The following is a 21,361-nucleotide window of genomic DNA, read 5'->3' as shown; positions in this document are numbered from 1 at the left end:
CCCGGTCTTCGATAAACTGGACGTCTTATCAAACTTTTGAATAAATACTTTTTATATAAAATGGAAAAATTACAGAATTATATCAACGGTCAGTGGGTAGACAGTCATTCGGATCATTTCGAGAATGTGCTGAATCCTGCCAGCCAGGAAGTTCTTGCGCGGGTGCCTTATGGCAATGTGCAGGACGTGGCAGATGCTGCGGAAGCTGCGGTGAAGGGATTTCAAGAATGGAGAAGCACGCCGGTTTCGAAGCGCGTTCAATATTTATTTAAACTAAAAACTTTACTGGAAGATAACCTGGACGACATTGCGAAAACAATCGTACTGGAATCGGGCAAAACATTCATCGAAGCCAAAGCCGAAATGGTGCGCGCTATTGAGAATGTGGAAAACGCTTGCGGAATGCCTGCCATGATGCAAGGAGAATTTTCAGAAGACATTGCCAAAGGCATCGACGAATACATGATCCGCCAACCACTGGGCGTTTGTGCGTGCATTGCGCCATTCAATTTTCCCGGAATGATCACATTCTGGTTCCTGCCTTATGCGCTTGCTTGCGGGAACAGTTACATCATTAAGCCATCTGAAAAAGTGCCGTTGACAATGACGAAAATCGTAGCATTGATGGACCAACTGGATCTGCCAAAAGGCGTCCTTAACCTCGTTCAGGGAGCGCGCGAAGTGGTCGATGGCATTCTGGAACATCCTGCTATTAAGGGAATTAGCTTCGTAGGATCTTCCAATGTTGCCAAATATGTTTATTCCAAAGGCGCAGCAAACGGAAAACGCGTGCAGGCACAAGGCGGCGCTAAAAATCCGGTAATCGTGTTGCCGGATGCAGACATTGAAATGACGTCCCAAATCGTCATCGACAGCGTTTACGGTTGCGCAGGACAGCGCTGCCTAGCGGCTTCGACCATCATCACGGTTGGCGATCATAAGGACATTACGGAAAGTCTGGTTGAATCAGCTAAGAACAGAAAAACCGGTTTCGGGCTGGATAGCGAGGTGCAGATGGGCCCGGTGATCACGGCTGAAAGCAAATCACGCGTGCAGACATTGATCGACAAAGGGTTAAGCGAAGGTGGAAGGCTGCTCGTTGACGGTCGGAATGCCAAAGTGGATGGTTATGAGCAAGGTAACTTCATTAACCCGACTATTATCGAAGACATCCCGCTGGATGGTGAGCTTGCCGGAACAGAGATTTTCGGACCTGTTTTGAGCCTGGTTCACATTAACACCATCGACGAAGCGATCCGCTTTATCAACGCTGGGAAATACGGAAATATGGCCTGCATATTCACCAGCAGCGGCTCCAACGCCCGCAAATTCCGCCATGAAGCAGAAGCAGGAAACATTGGCATCAACATTGGCGTAGCTGCTCCGGTTGCGCAATTCCCCTTCTCGGGCTGGAAAGAAAGCTTCTACGGCGACTTGCACGGACAAGGCAAACACGCAGTAGAATTCTTCACGCAAACAAAAGTCGTGATCGAGCGCTGGCTCAAAGAATGGAACAGGAAATTCTAATCACCACCGCCAAACTAACTAGATATCAACCTCTTAGCATAAATTAAAATGACTAGAAAATTAAAGACCGGGGTCATTGGCCTGGGTCGGATCGGGCAGATACACCTGAGCAACCTCGTTCATCACATGCCGGATGCAGAAGTGATCATTGCTTCCGATCTGTCGCCTGCTTCGCATGAATTTGCGCGTAACCTGGGCGTTGCAGAAGTGACAACCGACGCTTACGACGTGATCAATCATCCTGATGTAGAGGCGGTTATCATCTGTTCCCCTACTCCATTTCACGTACCTTACACGGTTGCAGCGGCGGAAACTGGAAAGCATGTATTTTGCGAGAAACCTTTGGACGTAACATTAGAAGCGATTCAGGCTGCTGAAAAAGCGGTTACCGATAACAATGTGAAGTTAATGCTGGGTTTCAACCGTAGGTTTGATGCTAATTTCAGCAATGTTCGCAGCTTGGTGGAAGCCAACAAAATCGGCGATCCGCACATTCTGCGCATCACCAGCCGCGATCCGGCGCCTCCGCCAGTAGAATATCTGAAAATTTCAGGAGGCATTTTCCTGGATATGTCGATTCATGATTTCGACATGGCGCGTTACATTGTCGGCAGCGAAGTGAAGGAAGTTTTTGTAAAAGGCGATGCATTAATCCATCCGGAGATTAAGGAATTCGGGGATATAGACACGGCCGTTATCGTGCTAACCTTTGAAAATGGGGCGATTGGCGTGATCGATAACAGCAGAAAAGCGGTTTACGGTTACGATCAGCGCCTTGAAATTTTTGGTTCAAAAGGCATGGCAAAGGCTGAAAATAACACTTCTGACACGCTGGTGCATTTCGACAGCAACGGCGGGCACATTTCCTTACCACTGCATTTTTTCCTGGAAAGATACGAAACCGCTTATCGCGTATGCCTTAAATCGTTCATTGACTGTGTGTTGCAAGACAAGCCTTCGCCGGTGGATGCGCATGACGGGTTAATGGCCACTGCCATCGGGATCGCAGCCATGAAATCGCTCACGGAAGGCCGCAGCGTGCGAATGGATGAGGTTTTGCAGTATGCGGCGGTTTAAGTTAATTCGTAGAGAAAATCGAAAGCCAAATTTTACCTAACCCTTTACCCGAATGTCCAATACCGGTTTGCAATCGCTGGATTATGTTGTTTTCTTTATTTACTTGATAGGCGTATCTGCTTATGGTTATTGGATTTACAAAAAGAAGAGCTCGAAGGAGGTCAGCTCTACGGACTACTTTTTAGCAGAAGGATCATTGACATTCTGGGCCATTGGCGCTTCTATTATTGCTTCCAACATTTCTGCTGAGCACTTTATAGGCATGTCGGGCTCGGGTTTTGCGATTGGACTGGCGATTTCTTCTTATGAGTGGATGGCAGCGGCCTCGCTGATCGTGGTCGCGCTTTTTATCCTGCCGGTTTATCTTAAAAACAAGATTTACACCATGCCGCAGTTCCTCCGGGAGCGGTATAATCCTACTGTGGCGACCATTATGGCCGTTTTCTGGCTGTTGCTCTATGTTTTTGTGAACCTGACTTCGATCCTTTATTTAGGTGCATTAGCATTGGAAGTGACTGCGGGTCTGGACTTTACGTGGGGAATTATCGGGTTGGGCATTTTCGCCGTTGTGATTACGATTGGCGGGATGAAAGTGATTGGTTATACAGATGTTGTGCAGGTTATCGTGTTGGTTCTGGGTGGGTTAGCAACTACTTATCTGGCATTGGACCTGGTTTCGACGCATTTCAACCGGCCGGGCATTTTCAATGCATTGAGTTTGCTTAAAGAACAGGCGGATTCGCATTTTCACATGATCTTGCCCAAAGAAAACCCTTTCTATAAGGATCTGCCGGGCTTATCTGTCATTATAGGAGCTATGTGGATCAATAACCTGGCTTATTTTGGCTGTAATCAGTACATTATCCAGCGCAGTTTGGGAGCCGATTTGAAGACGGCCAGAAAAGGAATTTTGTTCGCGGCGGTGCTGAAATTGCTCATCCCGATCATTGTCGTGATCCCCGGAATTGCGGCTTATGTTTTGTATCAAAATGGCATGTTTCAAAAGGAAATGCTGGACGGCGTTGGGGTTGTTAAACCGGATCATGCGTATCCTGTTTTGCTCAATTTGCTTCCGGGCGGATTGAAAGGAATGGCCTTTGCGGCGCTGACAGCAGCGATTGTGGCATCTTTGGCCGGAAAAGCAAATAGTATTTCAACCATTTTTACGCTAGACATTTACAAACAATACATTAACCCCAATGCCAGCGAAAAGCAACTCGTGCGAATGGGTCGCTACACGATTTATGTGGCTATGGCGATTGGCGTCATCATTGCACCGCAACTTCGCGCGCTGGACCAGGCATACCAGTTTATTCAGGAATACAGCAGCTTTATCACCCCGGGCGTTTTCGCGATTTTCATTCTCGGAATGTTCTGGAAAAGAACGACTTCCGCTGCGGCGCTTACTGCGGCCTTGCTAACCATTCCGCTTTCAACGGCTGGCAAATTCCTGGCTCCCGACATTCCTTTCCTGGACCGGATGGGGATTATCTTCGTGATTCTTTGTGCTGTGATTGTGGTCATGACATTGGCCGATCCCAAAAGCAAGCACAATCCAAAAGGACTGGACATTGACCGGACCATGTTCGAGCCGGGCAGAAGTTTCGTGGTTGGTTCCATTGTGATATGCGGCGTGATTGCAGCATTGTACACCGTGTTTTGGTAAAAAAAATATGCTTTTAACAACGAAACAGCTTTTTGATAAATGTTATGGCCGCTACGCGATTCCGGCGGTGAATGTCTTTTTCATGGAGGAAATTCATGGACTGTTTGCAGCGGCACAGGAAGCAAATGCGCCTTTTATTGTGCAGACGACGCCTTTTGCAAGAGATTACGCGCACCCGGATATGCTTCTGTCCATGATCAATGCGGCGGCAGGAATCTATCCCAATGTCACCTATGCTATTCACATGGATCACGGCTTTGAAGAGCACATTTTTGCAGCCATTGAAAAAGGCGGTTACACGTCCGTAATGATCGATGCAAGTCATGATGATTTTGACCAGAATGTGGCAAGGACCAAAGAAGTTGTCCGTCGGGCTCATGCGGAAAACATTAGCGTAGAAGCCGAACTCGGCGTCTTGGCGGGTGTAGAAGATGATCTTACAGTGGACGCTGCAAATTCATTTTATACCAACCCACAGCAGGTTGAAGATTTTGTAAAAGCCACGGATTGTGATAGTCTGGCCATTGCCGTTGGCACGAGCCATGGCGCTTATAAGTTTTCGGGCGGACAAGGTTTGCAGTTTCACATTTTGAAAGAAATTCAGGAGCGGCTTCCGGGTTTCCCATTGGTTTTGCATGGTGGTTCTAACGTCATCCCAGAAGTGGTTGAGCGCATTAATGCTGCGGGCGGCAATCTGAAAACGGATGCAAAAGGTGTGCAGGAAGATGAGATTAGAAAAGCCATTCCGTTGGGTGTTTGCAAGATTAACATTGCGACCGACACGCGGCTGCTCTGGACGATGGTGAACCGCGAATTTTTCCGTGACCGGCCCGATGAATTTGCACCAACCACGCCGGGGAAAATCTTTATGGAAGAATATAAAAAATTTATGCTGAAAAAGTTTGACCTCTTCGGTTGCACCGACAAGGCGGGCGATTTCGCTTTGGTTAACGCCTGATATTTCAAGCAAAATCATTCAAAAAATGACCAGAAGACTCACAGTAGCGCAGGCTACGATTACATTTTTAAAGAACCAGTTTATTGAGCGTGATGGCATTGAGCAGCCTTATTTTGGCGGTTGTTTCGGCATTTTCGGGCATGGTAATGTGGCTGGATTAGGCCAGGCTTTGCAGGAATACCCTGACTTTCGCTATTATCAATGTCGCAATGAGCAATCGATGGTGCATACGGCTGTGGCTTATGCGAAGGTCAAAAACCGGCTTGGGGCATTTGTTTGCACAACTTCCATCGGTCCCGGAGCTACGAACATGATAACCGGAGCAGCATTGGCGACCATTAACCGGTTGCCCGTTTTGCTCCTGCCCGGCGATATTTTCTCAACCCGGGAGCCTAACCCTGTTTTGCAGCAATTGGAGAGCGCTTCAACGCAGGATATTTCGGTCAATGATTGTTTCAAACCCGTTTCCAAATACTGGGACCGCATTAATCGGCCTGAACAACTCATTTATTCCCTTCCCGAAGTCATGCGCGTGCTGACTTCCCAAGCGGAAATGGGCGCAGTAACATTGTCGATGCCGCAGGACGTGCAAACGCATGCTTATGACTTTCCTGAGGAGCTTTTTAAGAAAAGAGTCTGGCATATTGGGCGGCCAAGACCCGATTTGACCACATTGCAGAAAGCTGCGGAATGGATTAAATCTTCCAAAAATCCAGTAATCGTTGCTGGTGGCGGAGCGATTTACAGTGATGCATGTGGTGTTCTGGAAAATTTCGCAAGCAAAACCGGTATTCCTGTTGGTGAAACATTTGCCGGAAAAGGCGCGGTGCGCTATGATGCACCTTACAGCATTGGCGGTCTCGGCGCAACCGGGACGAAATATGCCATCGATATCGCTAATGAAGCCGACATTGTCATTGGTATCGGAACACGTTATAGTGATTTTACAACGGCCTCAAAATCAATTTTCAAGAATCCGGATGTCAAATTCATTAACATTAACATCAGCGAATTCGATGCTTACAAGCACGCGGCATTGCCGGTAATTGGCGATGCGAAGGCTGTTTTGGAAGAGTTATCGGAGCTTTTAGGTGATTATGAAGTTGATTCAAATTACCGCCAGCACATTTCGTACATCAATAAAGCCTGGGACGATGAAGTCACCCAAATTTATGCTGACGGAAACAGCACTGTTTCGCCTATCGATCAGGCAGTTGTGATTGGGACATTGAACAGCTTCATGGACGACCGCGATGTGATGATCAACGCATCGGGCAGTGCGCCGGGCGATTTGCACAAACTATGGCGGGCGACAGATCCTAAAAATTTCCATTTAGAATACGGCTTCTCCTGCATGGGTTACGAAATCGCAGCCGGTATGGGCGCAAAAATGGCCGATCCGACGCGTGAAATTTACGTGATCTGCGGCGATGGCGGTTATTTGATGAACAACCACGAAATCGTGACTTCCATCCAGGAAGGTGTGAAGTTCACCATTTTACTTTTGAATAATAACGGTTATGCCAGCATTGGCGGGCTTTCGGAAAGCATTGGAAGCGAGCGATTTGGAACAATGTATAAATATCGGGATGAAAATTCCGGGCAACTTTCGGGTGAATTTTTGCCGGTGGATTTGGCGAAAAATGCAGAAAGTTTAGGCGCTAATGTCATCCGGGCGACGGACCGGGAATCGCTTGAAAATGCGTTAGCGCAGTCGAAAACAGCCGAACGGACGACGGTCATTTACATTGAAACCAGCCTTTACCGCACCGTGAAAGGTTACCACGCCTGGTGGGAAGTACCCATTGCCGAGGTTTCAACCTTCCCGACCGTGCAAAAGGCATTTGAAACATATAAAGAAAATAAAAAAGAACAGCGCATTTTCCTGTAAGTCATGAATTTCGAGAACATTAAACTAGGCGTTGCACCCATCAACTGGACCAACGACGATATGCCCGAACTGGGGGGCGAGAATACATTTGAGCAATGCATCAGCGAAATGGCGCTGGCTGGTTTCACGGGTTGCGAGGTCGGCAACAAGTTTCCACGAGATACGAATGTTTTGAAAAAAGCATTGGAATTGAGAGGCTTGCAAATCTGCAATCAATGGAACAGTTACGAGCTCACCACAAAAACGTTTGCAGAAAATCGCGAAAATTTCACAGCATTGCTTGACTTCCTCGATACCATGGGCGCCAAAGTGATCGGCGGCGGTGAAACGGGAAACAGTTGCCAGGGCCAGATGAATGTGCCTGTTTTTGAAGGAAAAGGCATGTTGAAAACAAAAGAGGAATGGGACAGCTTCACCTTCGGCTTGAATGAACTCGGCAAAATCGCCCGTGACCGCGGCATGAAACTCGCTTTTCACCACCACATGGGGACTTGCATTCAAACAATCGAAGAAACGGATCGCTTATTAAATGAAACCGATCCTGAAAACGTGTTCCTGAATTACGATTGCGGACATTTCCATTTTGCAGGTGAAGATCCTGCCGTTGCGCTTCAAAAATACATTGGCCGCACAGCACATATCCATTTAAAAGACGTCCGCTCAAATGTCCTGCAACGCGTTCACAACGAAAAACTTAGCTTTTTAACAGCCGTAAAAAGCGGCGTTTTCACAGTCCCGGGAGATTCAGAAGGCTGCATCGACTTCCCATCGCTTTTCGCCATCATCAAAGAAAGCGATTACCAGGGCTGGATCGTTTTGGAAGCAGAACAAGATCCTGCAAAAGCAAACCCATTGGAATATGCAATGATTGCCAGGAAGTTCTTTAAAGGATTGACTGGAATCTAAGACAAAAAAGCGCCTCACATTATCGCCACCGGCCCAAGCGGAAGTCTTGATTTTTTGAGATAACCCTTTACCAGTGGCGATAATTTTTTAGTTGACACTGCATTACACTTATTAAATCTCAATTAAATGTACTGATTTCCCCCCTTCACAACGCTTCGCGGTGCCACGAAGTGTTTTTGACATACGTATTAGCGGTATAGTTCGTTAAACAACTTAATTCAACAAACCTGCTAATATGCTAATTCTTAAAAAATTAAACCTTCTTTTTGCGCTTGCATTTGCAGTGCTGGTGGTGGGGTGCAAGGATAAGGAAGTCGAGCCAGACGTCTTAACTGCCGCTGATACAACTTCGGTTTCTGACCGGCAAGCAATTAATTCATGGCTTTATGAGATCATGGAGGATACTTATTTTTGGTATAAAAATCTTCCCGATGAGGCTAGCCTGGATGCTTCTGTGAGCCCTTACGATTATTTTGAAAAACTTGTTTATCAACGGGCAACTGTTGACCGCTTTTCCGCTGTGACGGATGACATTGATGCCTTGCAAAACGAGTTTGATGGCGTCAGCAAAATCTACGGGATCAGCTATTCGCTTTCCTACATTGACGACGGCAAATCTAACATTGCTGCATTTTTAAACTATGTTGTTAAAGGAAGCCCGGCCGCAGCGGCTGGTTTGAAACGGGGCGACATTATACTGAAAGTGAATGGCACGCAGTTGACACAGGCCAATTATGTGTCTCTTTTGAGCAGCAGCGAAACGGTTAATGTGACGCTCGGCGCAGTGCAAGACAGCAAAATTGTGGCAACCAATACCACATATTCCATCACAAAAGCAGAGGTTACCGAAGATCCCGTTGCATTTTCGACAATCATTTCAAAACCAGCGGCGGGCAAAACGATCGGTTACCTGGTTTACACGCAATTTGTGCCTGGAAATGATGCAGATAAAAATAAATATGACAACGAACTCCGCCAGGTTTTTGCTGATTTCAAGGCGAAGGGCGTGAACGAACTGGTGCTGGATCTGCGCCTGAATTCGGGTGGTTACATTAGTTCTGCGAATACACTGGCTTCATTGATCGGTAAAAATATTAGTGCTTCCAAGATCTTTTACAAAGAACAATGGAATGATAAATACATCGCTTACTGGCAAAAAACAAAAGGTGCCAATGCCCTGAACTACAACTTTCAGGCCGAGGCAAGTAACATTGGCAGCAGTCTGAACCGCGTTTTTGTGCTTACTTCCAACGGAACTGCATCTGCCAGCGAGCTGGTGATTAATGGCCTGAAACCTTACATGAATGTTGTTACGATCGGGGAAAATACTGCGGGGAAAAACTTGTTCGGTTCGTTAATCAGCGATGATAAGGAACGCTGGAAATGGGGTGCTTATGTCATGCTTGGGCAAACGGCCAATGCTAACGACGAATCTGACTACGGAACTGTCGATGGCATCACTCCGGATTACATCGTGGAAGATTCGAATGTTCCATATAGTGCCTTTGGAGATGAAAACGAAACGCTTTTTCGTAAAGCTCTGGAAGTGATGGGCGTACCAGCCGTTGCAGTGGGAAGAGTGGCAGCAACTAAAACCGTTGACCCATTCAAAAAACTGCTTCGCGACGACCTTCAATCCAGAAAAAACCTGATGATTAGGGATGGCGTTTTGAAAGCCGATCATCAGTAAAATACGCTGGATTCTATTAGAGTTTGAAAGGTCCCTGTTCCGGGGCCTTTCTTCTTTCCTACAACTCCTGGTGTGAAATAAACCGGATGTAACATCTAATGTGGGGGATTTGACGTAATTTTAGTCTACTTTACTCACGGCCTCGGCTGATATGAAAATACGATTACTGTTACTTTTTCTATGCGCACTCTCCTTTCTGTCAACCTCTTTCGGGCAGACTGTTCAGCATACTTACCGTTTCTATAAGACTTTCGACGTTGCCGCTCCCGACTGCGGGCCTGCGCTTACGCCTGTGCAAGCATTGGGCGCATGTACTGCTCCTGCAACGGATGGCGCTTTTGTCAATGATATTCTGCCTTGCGGTGTGCGACGGATCGTTTATCAAAATAATTTGAACTGGGGTTTAATGTATCCCAATACAGAGGGCGCAATTACAGAAAATTACACCATTCAAATGTATGTTAAGCCCACCAATTGGGGCAGAACCTGGGCGCGGATCATTGACTTTTCAAATGGCGACTCTGATCAGGGGATTTATTTCAAAGACAAAAACGGTTCCGCCGACCGATGCATTGATTTTTACCCTTACGGCATAGCCGGCGCGTGCCCGTTTTTTAATACAAATACTTATTATCTGCTGACTTTTACGCGAAATGGGCAAACGGGCATTATGGATGTCTATGTAGATAATACGCTTTTTGCGTCATATAACGATGCGGATGGCCGATATGTCGGCAAGGCGGGAACACCAATCTATATTTTCAGGGATGACAGGTCTGTTTCCTGTGAATCGGGGCAGGCGAATTTTGGATATCTGTCTTTTACGGATCAGTATTTTACCAAAACAGATGTTGATAAAACGTTCAATGATATTTGTTTTACAGCAAATGTCAATCCCAATGCAGACTTTTCTATATCCCCATCGACTATTTGCAAAACGGATCAAAATGTTGAAATAAAATACACGGGCACAATTCCGGTTTCCGGTGACGGTTTCAAATTTGAGTGGGATTTCGATGGCGCGCAGGTCATTTCGGGAAGAGGAATGGGGCCTTATGAGGTAAGATGGAACAGCACTGGTGAGAAAGATGTACAACTTAAAATCACCAATCTTAAATGCCCAAACGAGATTATCAACATTAAGCAGGTGACTGTCAGCGACCTCAGCATCAAGACCACGCTTCAACCGGGAACTTGCGACGGAACCAGCGAAGGAACCCTTGCGATCACAGGAAACGGGGGCGCTAAGCCGTATCAATATTCCATAGATTCGGTTAACTATCAGGCTGATGCCACATTCAAGCTCTTTCCGGCCAACTACAAGGTGTTCATGAAAGATGGCGATGGCTGCGTCGTTAGCGAATTGGTTCGTGTCGAATTTTCGAGTAATCTCAATGTGAAGACCATTGCTGACACGGTTATCTGTGCAGGCGAATCGGTGCAGCTTTTTACGACGAGTAATGCGCAGACATTTAACTGGGAAACACCGGCGGGCCTGGATAATGCCAGCTTAAAAGATCCGATCGCAAGCCCCTCAACCACAACGCAGTATGTTATAAATGCGTCGCTAGGTGTGTGTAATTTAAGGGATACGGTTACAGTTGAGGTGGCACCGGCCATTGAGGTGCGGACTACACCGGACGCTTTGATCGACATGAATGTTCCCTACCAGCTTATCGCTTCGTCCCCGCAAGTCACAAACCTGAACGACGCCACATTCGTCTGGTCGCCGCCGGATGGGCTGAACAATCCCATGAGCCCCAGCCCGCGCGCCACTTTGCAGGCTGATCAGACTTACACCGTCGCGGTAACTTCCGGGATGGGTTGTACAGGAAAAGCAACTGTGAATCTGCGGGTTAGGCGACGCGAAAATCTGAATGTTCCAACCGCATTCACGCCTGATGGTGATGGTAAAAATGAGATCTTAATGCCGGTGATAAACAACATTACGAGCCTGAATTATTTTAAAATATACAACCGCTGGGGCGAACTGGTGTTTTATACCAAAGACCTGCATAAAGGCTGGGACGGCACTTTTGGAGGAAAACAAGCCATTCCCGGCACCTATGTATGGATGATCGAAGGAATTTCCGATGAGGGCAAAGTGATGAGGAAAAATGGCTCGGTAATGTTGATCAAATAGTTTGTCACGCTGAGCGTAGTTGAAGCGACGACGCTTCGACTACGCTCAGCGTGACAATGCTTATTTAATCCAGCTGAATTCGTATTGCAATTCCGGGATTCTGGTCCGGTCTGCGATTCTTTTTAACCTGTCTGGCAATGCCATCAGGTAATCCCTGGCTTTTTCGGCTTTTTCATTGATATTCCGAACTGCCCCGATCTCCCACTCTATCAATAAGCTATCCAGGATTTCGATGTAATCATTGGTTGTGTAAACGCCAAGTCGTTGTGCTGCGTCGGAGAAATGCGAGAATGTATCGCCCATTTTTACACCCGATTCACGCAGGAAATGTGCGGGCATAACGATCTTTTTACGCATCATATCTTCCAGTGCCAGAAGCAGTTCTGAGGGATCGACCTCCAAAATACGCCTTACAAAGTCTTTGTAAGCTTTCGCATGACGCATTTCATCAGAAGCGATCACACCGCATATTTTGGAAAGATGCGGATTGCCAAATTTCTTGGCAAGCGTCGCCGTTCTTCTGTGAGATACATTTGTGGCCAGTTCCTGGAATGACGTGTATATGAAGTTCCGGTAAGGATCACGGTCTGTCCCAATGTCAAAACCGTCCGCGATCAGGAACTGTGTCGATACTTCCATAGCGCGCATATTTACACGGCCGGATAAGTACAGATATTTGTTCAAAAGGTCGCCATGACGGTTTTCCTCTGCCGTCCATGCACGCACCCATTGCGACCACCCGGATGGGTTATTGACCTGGTCTACACCGATCACATCCATCAGCCACGACTCATAAGTCGGCAACGCTTCTTCGGTAATGGTGTCACCGATCAGCACTGCAATGTAGTCGTAAGGCAATTCCCGGCAGCTCTCCTGCAACAACTTGACTTCGCTGAAAAAATTCTCGTCACTGGAATCTGGCAAAAAATCCGCGGGTTGCCAGTTCTCCTCAATCGGTTTTAAATACTCCGTCATCAACACATTCAGGTCTTTCCCTACATGTTGCATGACTTCGAGTCTTTCAGCTGAAAGTGCGGTATCCATTATATTTCTATTTTAAGCTCTGTTTGTTAATTTACAAATTACGTGAATTTAATGTAAGTTTCGAATGACTTTTATCATTTCACAGCTCACAAATTAGGATAATCAAAGCAGTTTTAAACTATTTTTGCAGAAAAAACCCTGATGAAAAAAATTGTCGACTATGTTCTAAGTGCTATTTACTTAACTCATTTTGGCCTAACCCTTCTCGTCTTTCACGTTTTCCAGGTTATTGCATTTCATGTATTTGGTAAGAAAGCACATAAAGTGGTTGTCGACTGTCTCAATTTCTTCCTCACGTACGGATTGTATCTCACGGGTTCCCGCATTACGCTTCAAAATCTCACTCAGTTGCCTGATAACCGCACCATTATTTTTGTTGCCAATCACCAGAGCACCTTCGACATTCCGGCGATCATTTGGTATCTCAGAAAATATCACCCGCGATTTGTTTCCAAAATAGAACTATCAAAAGGCGTTCCAAGCATATCTTATAACCTGAGAAAAAGCGGTGCGGCATTGATCAACAGGAAAGATGGCAAGCAAGCTGTGACCGAGATCGCGCGGCTTGGAAAACTGATCCACGATGAAAAAACGTCCGCCATTATTTTCCCCGAAGGCACACGCACCGCAAGCGGGATCATGAAACCTTTTGTTCCGGGCGGCGTGGCAACCTTGCTGAAACGCGCCCCGGATGCGCTGATCGTTCCCATCGCCATCAACGGTACGGGCACATTTAACCCCAAAGGAATTTTCCCCCTTAAATCATTTTCCCACCTCTCCTGGACCGTGCTTCCCGGCATTGAGCCTGCCGGAAAGAAGGCAGAAGAAATTCTTGCAGAAGCAAAAGAATCTATCCAGAATTCACTTTCCAAGAGATAAGTATTTCAAAATCAAATCGTCCTGTAAGGCGTTTAAACGGTTGTTTTTTCCTTAACAATCATTAACAAGCGCATTTTAAACCTATGTCATTTGCGGCCCTCTAACCCATGAACTTTAAAATTTTTGGGTCATGAAAAAGATACTTTTTGCCGTCGCATTGCTCACATTAGGATTCACCAGCGCATTCGCCCAATACGGCGCAACCCCTCATTCACAACGCGATCGCGGCGACCGCGGCCGCAACGAATACAGGCATGGAGGCGGATCCGAGATCGATTACTTGCAGCGCGAAGCCCGCCAGCGCATTGCGGCCGGAATCAATCGCGGAACACTTTCATCCCGTGAAGCCAATGCGTTGATAAACCGCTACGAGCGTATCGAAGCCCGCCAGCGGGAGTACAGCCACCGCGGAAGGTTATCGCCAAGAGAAACGCGGATCCTTCGAGAAGATCTTGAAAGATTAATGGCCGACACACGCAGAATGAGCGATCGCCGCGGCGATGGCTGGGCACGCGACCACAGAGGCAGATATTAAGATATCAAAAGGCAGTTGAAGGTTTAGGGTAATTTGGAAATCATCCGGTCGCTTGACCGGATGATTTTTTATTGGTCGTTCTTGAAATAGCGGACCAGTTTCACATGTGATTTTTCAAACCCTTCGCGCTGATAAAACCGGTGTGCCTGCTCCCGGACATTGCGTGAAGTTACTTCTATCTGAATGGCGCCGTTTGTCGTTGCGAACGCCGTAACCTGCTCCATTAATGCCTTTCCAACCTGTTGAGACCGATATTGGGGTTCGACAAACATTTCCTGGATTTCGGCAACCAGTGCCGCATGATGCAATAATGGCTGAATGTGGCAGCTTACCATCCCAACCGCTTCGTCACCGAGCTTTGCAATAAAATAGCTGATGTTCGGATTTTTAATATTGGTGTCAAAAGCAAAATCAAATCTTGCGATGTCCAGGATCATATTTTCCAGACTACATATCATCTTGTAAATGAGCGCTTTGTCAGATTCCGCAGCTCGCCTGATCGTCAGTTTGTCCTTTTCCATAACATTGATTTAAACAAAAGCGCTTTCACCAGTTATTGCGCGCCCGACGATTAGCGAATTAATTTCCTTGGTTCCTTCATACGAATAAATCGCTTCGGCATCCGCAACAAAACGTGCAATATCATATTCCAATAAAATCCCGTTTCCACCAAAAAGCTCACGTGCGTGGTCCACAATCGAGCGCATACGCAATGTGCTGAAAACCTTTGCGAGTGACGCATGCTCGTCTGTGAGCACGCCGCCGTCTTGTAATTGAGAAAGCCGATAAACCAATGTCTGCATGGCCGTAAGATCGCCCAGCATGGTAACCAGGAGATCCTGAACAAGCTGGAACCCCGCAATCGGGCGTCCGAACTGCTTTCTTTCCAATGTATATTTCAATGCGAGTTCATAAGCGCCACGTCCGCATCCAACTGCTTGCCACGCAACACCTGCGCGCGTCATGCGTAACACATTTGCTGTGTCTTTAAAGGAATTCGCATTTTGAAGGCGGTCTTTTTCCGGAACTTTACAATCAGTGAGCGTGATTAATGCATTCTGAACGGTCCGCAGCGCCATTTTATCCTGCATTTTTTCTGCAACGAAACCTGGATTTTCTTTCCTTACAATAAAGCCTTTTACCTGATTATCAGCCAAATCCCTCGCCCAGATAATGGTAACGTCGGAAAACGTAGCATTACCGATCCATTTCTTTTGACCGTTGATAACCCATTCATCACCAATGCGTTCACAAGTTGTGGTAAGCCCGCCCGCGACACCTGAACCCACTTCCGGTTCCGTCAACCCGAATGCTCCGATCACGTCCATCCGCTGCATGATCGGCAGCCAATGTTGCTTCTGCTCCTCCGAGCCGCACAAATAGATCGAGCCCATCGCCAAGCCGCTGTGGACGCCGAAAAATGTGGAAATAGACGAATCCACTCGCGCCATTTCCATCGCGATGAACCCTTCCAGCAATGCTGATTTTCCTGCGCAGCCATAACCTTTATATGTGAGCCCGCAAATGTTCAGTTCAGCCATTAATGGGATAATGTGCATGGGAAAATGGGCTTTATTCCAATATTCATTCGCGATCGGCCTGATTTCAGTTTCCATAAAATCACGCACTTTCAGCTGAATTTCACGATCCTCGCCTGTTAATGTTGCGCTAAGCTCGTAGAAATCGCCATTGACAACCGGTGGCGCCTTCTTTTTCCCAGATCCCGCTTCCATGAACTTCAACATTTTCCCGAGATCTTCCTCACTCATTTTAGACACTACACCCATCATTCTGTTGAGGTCCACTTTTTTGGAAAGCTTGCCCAGCGCATCGAGATCAATGTTTTTAAGTAATGTTCGTATGTCGGAAAATGATTCAAGAAAACCCATAATGCTGATTTTTGGTTGATTGCAATTTAGCTTTTTAAATAAAGGCCCTTTTCCGGAGAATCTATTCCAACAGGAGGAAATCGTTTTGTGCCCGCCAATGTGTAGAATTTAATAATCATCACAAACGTATATGCTCCGGGAATGAAAATTGAGCATTAGCATGAAAAATCAGAACAATATGGCAACGCAAGCAAATAAAGAAGATGTAGAAGGCGGCTCACCCTCGCACGGTGGCCCAAAAGGCAAGGATAAACAAAAAGACGACAGCGAAAAACCTTCGAAAACACTTTCGAAAGAGGCTGCCAGCGAATCAGAGGAAGAAAATATGACGGGCAAGAAAGGTTATAACGAAACGCCTCCGACCGTGCCCGTTGAATCAACCAAGCAATAAGCATTTATTTCATTTCCGATAATGCTTCCAATGCGGCAGAAAGGTAAACCATGGGCGCATTCCAGTTGATCGCAATCTCGTTGGAAGCGTAGGAACAGTCGTCATCCGTGAACGATTCATCCGCAAATTTGCTGGTGTAAGTGGTGCATTTGTCCTGCTGGGCAGGATTAGGGCCACCCGATAACAGTCCCGGAACCGGATCAGCAATGCCATCGGCAACAGACGGCCGATGGTGCGGATGCATGACACGTTTGGAACCGAAACCGGTCAGAAAGCAGTAGCCCGTTGCATTTCTGCCCAGAATATAATCCAGGTTTCCCTGCGCTGCCTGAACATATTTTGCGTTTTTAGTTAGTTTGAAAGCATAAAGCAATGCAATGCCCTGATTGGCAGCCACTGAACTACTTCCCCACGAGTAATCCTTTGCATTTTTGCCCATTACCGTGTGGTAAGGTTGCTTTTCCAAATCAATAAGCAGGTTATCCGCAAAGGCGACAATGTTCTTTTTCAGACTATTAGTTAATGCCGGATCTGTTTTGAGCTCTTCCGCAAATCTGATCATGGTGTAATAGCCCAATGTCTTCACCTGGCTCCATGTTGGCAGAGGCATAGGCTGGTCGGCATTGAAGTTAATGTCTTTCAGGTAATCCTGTTTTTTGGTTAGCGCATACATTTCCGCCGCAGCCCAAACCCACTCGTCCTTCACATCGCGGTCGCCGTATGCACCAGTCACGACGTCGGGATTAAACTTTTTATTCATTTCATCCTGATGATAAAGCACTGCGGGATTCTTTTTTGCCCATTCCCAACCCTTCACAGCGGCAGTAACGCAGGAGTCGGAAAGGCCGGGAAATTTATTCTCAAAATTCTTGAAAATACGCGCCGATTGTGCCATTACCGCAACAAAATCCAATGTTGCAGCAGTGCCTTTCTGAACAACGTAACGTGGATTTTTGCAGGCATCGGGCATGATCATTCCGTCGAACCTGGGATTTGTGAGTTTGTGATAAACGCCTCCGTCAGCAGGATCCTGCATGGTTAGCATCCAGCGCAAATTGTACAATGCTTCGTCCAGCAGATCTGGAACACCATTGTTGCTTTCGGGAATATTGGTGATAAAATTTTCACAAAATGATGGGTAATCTTCGTACAAAGACAGCAGCGTGCCCGTTGTGATCCCCGAATTGACAATGTATTTATTATAATCGCCCGCATCATACCAGCCTCTTGTTGAGCTAATTACGGAATTCTCAACCCTTCCATTCGAAACAGCAGAGGCGTGGATCAAAACTTTATTGTCGGGATGTCCCGCAGGTCGCGCCCATTTTCCAGCAAACTTTTCAGGCAGTTCCTGGGAAGCTCTCTGGTAGTAAAATCCTTTAAGCGAGGCCGCGGCAACCTCTTTATAAACATGATTTTTGATTTCAAATGGTGCAGATTTACCCAGCGAAGGAACTTCCACAACATATTTTCCAGCTTTCCGAATGCTGGAAAAGTCTGCTATCCGGCTAATTTTACCAGAATGCTGATTGGTCCGGGGCTCACTTAATTTCCCTTTAAAAACCGTTTTCCCCGTTGCTGCGTCTTTCAGTTCAAAAGCGGTTTCCTTCTCCCCGAGCACAACGGCAATTTTTTGGGCATTAGGATAGAAACCAATCTGGTTCAGCCGAATTGCCTCCTCAACATTCTGGCCTGAAATGGGCTGCGACAAACCGAAAATTGCGCAAATGATAAGGAGCCTAAACTGATATTTAAAAAGGAAAAATGGGTGCATGGACTTCATCTAAGATCAAAGCGTTTAGTATTAAAAGCAAAAAGGCCAGCTCTTTACCGCTGGCCTGCATAAAATTCGCCTGGATCAGAGCAGTGTTTGTACCGATGCCTGATCTTTGGCTTTACCCAACTTTCTTAGGTCCTACGGAATCGTAAACCACCACTTTTTCCCATAAATGGGCATAATCCTTAACAAATTCAAGGTGTATCGGGTGGGTCTGGTAAATTTCTTCTTCAATTATATTTTTGAAAAAACACATCCATGAAAAGGTGTAGTCCCTTACAATCACCGACCGGTTTGTTTCGGCAGGCTTTCCAATGTGCACATATTGTATTGTCGGCACTTTTGCCAGCTTGTTCAACCCTTCCAATAATTTCGCCTCATCCTGCGCGTTATGAGGGTCTTTCAGGTAAAAATACACGTGATGGATAAATAATTCCTTCACTTTTTCCGGCTCAGCCGCCAGCGGGGAAATTGAAGCGATCGTGGCCAGTCCGGCATTTTGCAAGAACTTCCGTCTTGATTTGTCTTCCATATTATTAAGCAAGTATCCCAGTTCTGATCGGGAAGGATTTATAAAAGTTTTTGATTCCAATGTTAATCAACACCAAGAATACGACTTCTTTCTAATCTTTTCAAACCAGACGTTCATGGTAAGATGCAAAAATGGCGGTCTTTAAGTTAAACATTACTAAACCTGCTTACATCATGTACATTACGAAAAGAGATTTGGGCATTGCTGCCTTCACAGCCTGCGTCACGGTAACCTGCATATTCGCTGCTTCTCCCAAAGCCATCCTCGACTCATCCATCTTTGACTGGAACGATATGGAATCAAAAACCACTAAAACCGGGGCCGTAAGAACTGTGTTCCGCTCACAAACAGCCACATTGAAAGAGCTGGAATGTCATATCACAACATTGAATCCCGGCGACAGCTCGCACCCGCCGCACAAACACCCAGAAGAAGAAATCATTATCATTAAAGAAGGGACCGTAGAAGCGCTGGTCAACGGCAAAATGAAGCAAGTAGGCCCCGGCTCCGTCATTTTTCAAGCTTCAAACCAAATGCACTCAATCAAAAACGTAGGCACCACACCCACGACATATCACGTGTTCAGCTGGCATTCGGCTGGGATGGGGAAGTAACTAGGTGATTATCGGATTACTACTTCTTTAACAATTTTTCAGGGACAGGGTAAGCTTCCAAAAGTGCCCGCATCTTTTCTGATTTCTTCTCGAAGTGGGCAGTAATTATTTCGATTTTTCTTGCAAGTGCCTTTTCTACCTCGGCGTCTTTTGTTTTTTCAAGTGTTGTGTCCATAGTTATTACTTTTTTTAAGTAAAAATATAAAATCATTTGAGGGATAGCAAAAAAGCGTCGTAATTCACTCCTGGTTCTAAATTTTGCCATTCACCCTGCCAGTCGGGAATAGCTCCGATACGTGCATCGGGAGAATGTATGTCCAATACCAAACCCTGCACTTTGTAAGTTTCTTTTAAATCCCTTAAATGTTTGTTGATACCCATTTGGTATTTCCGGGTTCGCATTGGGCAGCTGCCAGTCGCGTAAATATTAGCTTCGGGAATTTCACTAAGAAAATTCAGAGTTGTATGAGCTACAGTTCCAAGAATCTTGTCCGTGTCACCATTACGCGTTTCAATGGAATCATCGACTTTCTCGAGTAACTCATTCCAAACACCAAATCCTAGATTGTAAGCATTGTCGCGTAGCGGCGTAAAAATAATTATCATTTCAATGTTCCCACGAACACCATCGCTATGGAACTGATAGATACGCGCAGTTAGCCTCTCGACTTGATAATTCTCAACCTTCATAAAAAATCATAGTGTGTAATGAGCCACAATAATACCAAAAAAGCGCCACAGAATACTGCGACGCCTTTTTTGGCAAGAATAAATTAATGGACTATACTACTTCGTCTTCGCATAATCTGCTGCTATGGCGTTGATAGCCTCGTCCTTCAAGTGTTCGGAAGCGATTACCAGGCGATAGCGGAATGTAGTGGATTCGCCTTTTTTTAGTTTGAAATTCAGCGTTTCTTTTCCGTTGCTCAGGGCTTTCATCCCTAATGGATTTACTGCGAAAAGACCGTAGCCGCGGGCGTGCCAGTATGCTGGGTAACCTACGTTTTTCGGGTGATCGATCATAGCGACGCTGATGTTCTCGTCTTTGATCTTTCCTGTGAGGTTGCACCAGATGGCGCGCTTGCCCCAAACATCCTCTCCTTCTACACCGTTGCTGTTGCGGTAATTTCCGCTGATTCCTTCATTGTTCATGACAGGAACTTTCGTTGCTATACCGCTTGCATCGGTGAAGATTTCCGGTTTGTTGGAAGGCAATTCCAGTTCGCGCGCGACACGGATGGCGAACATTCCGTCCTTAATGTCGGGCATGGCCACTGTGTCCAGCACGGCGGTTAATGTTGTGGAACGGTCGATGATGCGCTGGTCGCCTTTGCCGCTGAAATGATAGGTCGTGGTTTCCTTCAATGTGAGTACGCCGTTTTTATCTTTCCAATCGGCTGTTACCGTCAACTCACCTTTGTCTTTTCCACTTTTCATGGATTTGATTCCGGTGTGGATGATGGTTCCGTAAGCGCGTTTTGCGTGGTCAACGGCATCGGAATTGTTCCAGTAATCGTTGCCATTCACATCCTCATAATTAAGCCAGATCCCTACGTGGTGCGGATGGTCAACACGCTCCCCCGGTCTCGGATCAAGCGGCCAGCCTCTTGTAATGAGCGTTCCTTTGGCCGTTTGTACCGGATAAAGCACCGCTTTTTTCAATTTAACTTCACCCGGATAGAAATAAGAAGTGAAAGCTTTGCCGTCGATTTTGACTTCAACTTTCTTTTCCTTCTCATTATTAACCAGATCCACTTTTTGAGCTTGCACCAATCCGCCTGCTGCAAATACAGAAAATGCGGTTGCCGCAATGCCCTTCGTTATAACATTCACGTTCAATGT

At 46.3% G+C, this 21,361-nt stretch carries 20 protein-coding genes; 12 read left to right on the top strand and 8 right to left on the bottom strand.

The window, feature by feature from the left end; translation table 11 throughout:
- Positions 1-60: 60 nt before the first annotated feature.
- The 8 genes from L0659_RS11245 to L0659_RS11210 all read left to right on the top strand — a co-directional run bounded on the left by L0659_RS11245 (position 61) and on the right by L0659_RS11210 (position 11,858).
- Positions 61-1,527: a CoA-acylating methylmalonate-semialdehyde dehydrogenase gene (locus L0659_RS11245; protein ID WP_235126081.1), complete on the top strand. Its 1,467-nt coding sequence runs from the start codon at positions 61-63 to the stop codon at positions 1,525-1,527.
- 48 nt (positions 1,528-1,575) lie between these two features.
- Positions 1,576-2,604 carry an inositol 2-dehydrogenase gene (gene iolG, locus L0659_RS11240; RefSeq protein ID WP_235126080.1) on the top strand — a complete coding sequence of 343 codons (1,029 nt, stop codon included), beginning with the start codon at positions 1,576-1,578 and terminating at the stop codon, positions 2,602-2,604.
- A 52-nt stretch (positions 2,605-2,656) separates the two neighbouring features.
- Complete coding sequence (locus L0659_RS11235) at positions 2,657-4,270, top strand: sodium/sugar symporter (protein ID WP_235126079.1); 1,614 nt, start codon at positions 2,657-2,659, stop codon at positions 4,268-4,270.
- A 7-nt stretch (positions 4,271-4,277) separates the two neighbouring features.
- Positions 4,278-5,228: a class II fructose-bisphosphate aldolase gene (locus L0659_RS11230; RefSeq protein WP_235126077.1), complete on the top strand. Its 951-nt coding sequence runs from the start codon at positions 4,278-4,280 to the stop codon at positions 5,226-5,228.
- A 25-nt stretch (positions 5,229-5,253) separates the two neighbouring features.
- On the top strand, positions 5,254-7,119 hold the full coding sequence (gene iolD / locus L0659_RS11225; RefSeq protein ID WP_235126076.1) for a 3D-(3,5/4)-trihydroxycyclohexane-1,2-dione acylhydrolase (decyclizing): 1,866 nt from the start codon (positions 5,254-5,256) through the stop codon (positions 7,117-7,119).
- Positions 7,120-7,122: 3 nt separating this feature from the next.
- The gene (gene iolE, locus L0659_RS11220; RefSeq protein ID WP_235126075.1) at positions 7,123-8,025 is read left to right on the top strand and encodes a myo-inosose-2 dehydratase; all 903 of its coding nucleotides are present in this window, start codon (positions 7,123-7,125) and stop codon (positions 8,023-8,025) included.
- Between the two features lie 235 nt (positions 8,026-8,260).
- Positions 8,261-9,715, top strand: coding sequence for a S41 family peptidase (locus tag L0659_RS11215; protein WP_235126074.1), 1,455 nt, complete (start codon positions 8,261-8,263; stop codon positions 9,713-9,715).
- A gap of 151 nt (positions 9,716-9,866) precedes the next feature.
- Positions 9,867-11,858, top strand: coding sequence for a gliding motility-associated C-terminal domain-containing protein (locus tag L0659_RS11210; RefSeq protein WP_235126073.1), 1,992 nt, complete (start codon positions 9,867-9,869; stop codon positions 11,856-11,858).
- 60 nt (positions 11,859-11,918) lie between these two features.
- Here the strand turns inward: L0659_RS11210 and L0659_RS11205 are convergent, their stop codons facing one another.
- Complete coding sequence (locus tag L0659_RS11205) at positions 11,919-12,902, bottom strand: acyl-ACP desaturase (RefSeq protein WP_235126072.1); 984 nt, start codon at positions 12,900-12,902, stop codon at positions 11,919-11,921.
- A 141-nt stretch (positions 12,903-13,043) separates the two neighbouring features.
- On the opposite strand from L0659_RS11205, the gene L0659_RS11200 reads away from it, so the two are divergent.
- Positions 13,044-13,781, top strand: a complete 738-nt coding sequence (locus tag L0659_RS11200; RefSeq protein ID WP_235126071.1) for a 1-acyl-sn-glycerol-3-phosphate acyltransferase — start codon at positions 13,044-13,046, stop codon at positions 13,779-13,781.
- A gap of 130 nt (positions 13,782-13,911) precedes the next feature.
- Entirely contained in the window at positions 13,912-14,316 is a 405-nt protein-coding gene (locus L0659_RS11195) for a hypothetical protein (RefSeq protein ID WP_235126070.1), read from the top strand.
- Between the two features lie 68 nt (positions 14,317-14,384).
- On the opposite strand, the gene L0659_RS11190 is transcribed toward L0659_RS11195, so the two are convergent.
- Both L0659_RS11190 and L0659_RS11185 read right to left on the bottom strand, forming a co-directional pair.
- On the bottom strand, positions 14,385-14,837 hold the full coding sequence (locus L0659_RS11190) for a GNAT family N-acetyltransferase (RefSeq protein ID WP_235126068.1): 453 nt from the start codon (positions 14,835-14,837) through the stop codon (positions 14,385-14,387).
- Between the two features lie 9 nt (positions 14,838-14,846).
- Entirely contained in the window at positions 14,847-16,205 is a 1,359-nt protein-coding gene (locus tag L0659_RS11185) for an acyl-CoA dehydrogenase family protein (protein WP_235126066.1), read from the bottom strand.
- Between the two features lie 178 nt (positions 16,206-16,383).
- Between L0659_RS11185 and L0659_RS11180 the strand changes: the two genes are divergently transcribed.
- Positions 16,384-16,596, top strand: a complete 213-nt coding sequence (locus L0659_RS11180; protein WP_235126064.1) for a hypothetical protein — start codon at positions 16,384-16,386, stop codon at positions 16,594-16,596.
- Positions 16,597-16,600: 4 nt separating this feature from the next.
- Here the strand turns inward: L0659_RS11180 and L0659_RS11175 are convergent, their stop codons facing one another.
- Entirely contained in the window at positions 16,601-18,379 is a 1,779-nt protein-coding gene (locus tag L0659_RS11175) for a glycoside hydrolase family 9 protein (protein ID WP_235126063.1), read from the bottom strand.
- Positions 18,380-18,491: 112 nt separating this feature from the next.
- Entirely contained in the window at positions 18,492-18,905 is a 414-nt protein-coding gene (locus L0659_RS11170) for a Dabb family protein (RefSeq protein WP_235126062.1), read from the bottom strand.
- A 173-nt stretch (positions 18,906-19,078) separates the two neighbouring features.
- Here L0659_RS11170 and L0659_RS11165 point away from each other — a divergent pair, with 173 nt between their 5' ends.
- A complete protein-coding gene (locus tag L0659_RS11165; protein WP_235126061.1) occupies positions 19,079-19,519 on the top strand; it encodes a cupin domain-containing protein in 441 nt (146 codons plus the stop codon).
- A gap of 19 nt (positions 19,520-19,538) precedes the next feature.
- On the opposite strand, the gene L0659_RS11160 is transcribed toward L0659_RS11165, so the two are convergent.
- The 3 genes from L0659_RS11160 to L0659_RS11150 form a co-directional block, all read right to left on the bottom strand.
- Positions 19,539-19,694, bottom strand: coding sequence for a hypothetical protein (locus L0659_RS11160; RefSeq protein WP_235126060.1), 156 nt, complete (start codon positions 19,692-19,694; stop codon positions 19,539-19,541).
- 32 nt (positions 19,695-19,726) lie between these two features.
- Entirely contained in the window at positions 19,727-20,209 is a 483-nt protein-coding gene (locus L0659_RS11155) for a DUF6934 family protein (protein WP_235126059.1), read from the bottom strand.
- 96 nt (positions 20,210-20,305) lie between these two features.
- A complete protein-coding gene (locus L0659_RS11150) occupies positions 20,306-21,343 on the bottom strand; it encodes a PmoA family protein (protein ID WP_235126846.1) in 1,038 nt (345 codons plus the stop codon).
- Between the last annotated feature and the right edge of the window lie 18 nt (positions 21,344-21,361).

Source organism: Dyadobacter sp. CY347 (genome assembly GCF_021502655.1).
Taxonomy (GTDB): Bacteria; Bacteroidota; Bacteroidia; order Cytophagales; family Spirosomataceae; genus Dyadobacter.
This window is presented reverse-complemented; position numbering and strand designations above follow the sequence as displayed.

Coding starts and splice junctions, on each gene's coding strand:
- L0659_RS11245 (WP_235126081.1), top strand. CDS start 61: ATGGAAAAATTACAGAATTATATCAACGGTCAGTGGGTAGACAGTCAT.
- iolG (WP_235126080.1), top strand. CDS start 1,576: ATGACTAGAAAATTAAAGACCGGGGTCATTGGCCTGGGTCGGATCGGG.
- L0659_RS11235 (WP_235126079.1), top strand. CDS start 2,657: ATGTCCAATACCGGTTTGCAATCGCTGGATTATGTTGTTTTCTTTATT.
- L0659_RS11230 (WP_235126077.1), top strand. CDS start 4,278: ATGCTTTTAACAACGAAACAGCTTTTTGATAAATGTTATGGCCGCTAC.
- iolD (WP_235126076.1), top strand. CDS start 5,254: ATGACCAGAAGACTCACAGTAGCGCAGGCTACGATTACATTTTTAAAG.
- iolE (WP_235126075.1), top strand. CDS start 7,123: ATGAATTTCGAGAACATTAAACTAGGCGTTGCACCCATCAACTGGACC.
- L0659_RS11215 (WP_235126074.1), top strand. CDS start 8,261: ATGCTAATTCTTAAAAAATTAAACCTTCTTTTTGCGCTTGCATTTGCA.
- L0659_RS11210 (WP_235126073.1), top strand. CDS start 9,867: ATGAAAATACGATTACTGTTACTTTTTCTATGCGCACTCTCCTTTCTG.
- L0659_RS11205 (WP_235126072.1), bottom strand. CDS start 12,902: ATGGATACCGCACTTTCAGCTGAAAGACTCGAAGTCATGCAACATGTA.
- L0659_RS11200 (WP_235126071.1), top strand. CDS start 13,044: ATGAAAAAAATTGTCGACTATGTTCTAAGTGCTATTTACTTAACTCAT.
- L0659_RS11195 (WP_235126070.1), top strand. CDS start 13,912: ATGAAAAAGATACTTTTTGCCGTCGCATTGCTCACATTAGGATTCACC.
- L0659_RS11190 (WP_235126068.1), bottom strand. CDS start 14,837: ATGGAAAAGGACAAACTGACGATCAGGCGAGCTGCGGAATCTGACAAA.
- L0659_RS11185 (WP_235126066.1), bottom strand. CDS start 16,205: ATGGGTTTTCTTGAATCATTTTCCGACATACGAACATTACTTAAAAAC.
- L0659_RS11180 (WP_235126064.1), top strand. CDS start 16,384: ATGGCAACGCAAGCAAATAAAGAAGATGTAGAAGGCGGCTCACCCTCG.
- L0659_RS11175 (WP_235126063.1), bottom strand. CDS start 18,379: ATGAAGTCCATGCACCCATTTTTCCTTTTTAAATATCAGTTTAGGCTC.
- L0659_RS11170 (WP_235126062.1), bottom strand. CDS start 18,905: ATGGAAGACAAATCAAGACGGAAGTTCTTGCAAAATGCCGGACTGGCC.
- L0659_RS11165 (WP_235126061.1), top strand. CDS start 19,079: ATGTACATTACGAAAAGAGATTTGGGCATTGCTGCCTTCACAGCCTGC.
- L0659_RS11160 (WP_235126060.1), bottom strand. CDS start 19,694: ATGGACACAACACTTGAAAAAACAAAAGACGCCGAGGTAGAAAAGGCA.
- L0659_RS11155 (WP_235126059.1), bottom strand. CDS start 20,209: ATGAAGGTTGAGAATTATCAAGTCGAGAGGCTAACTGCGCGTATCTAT.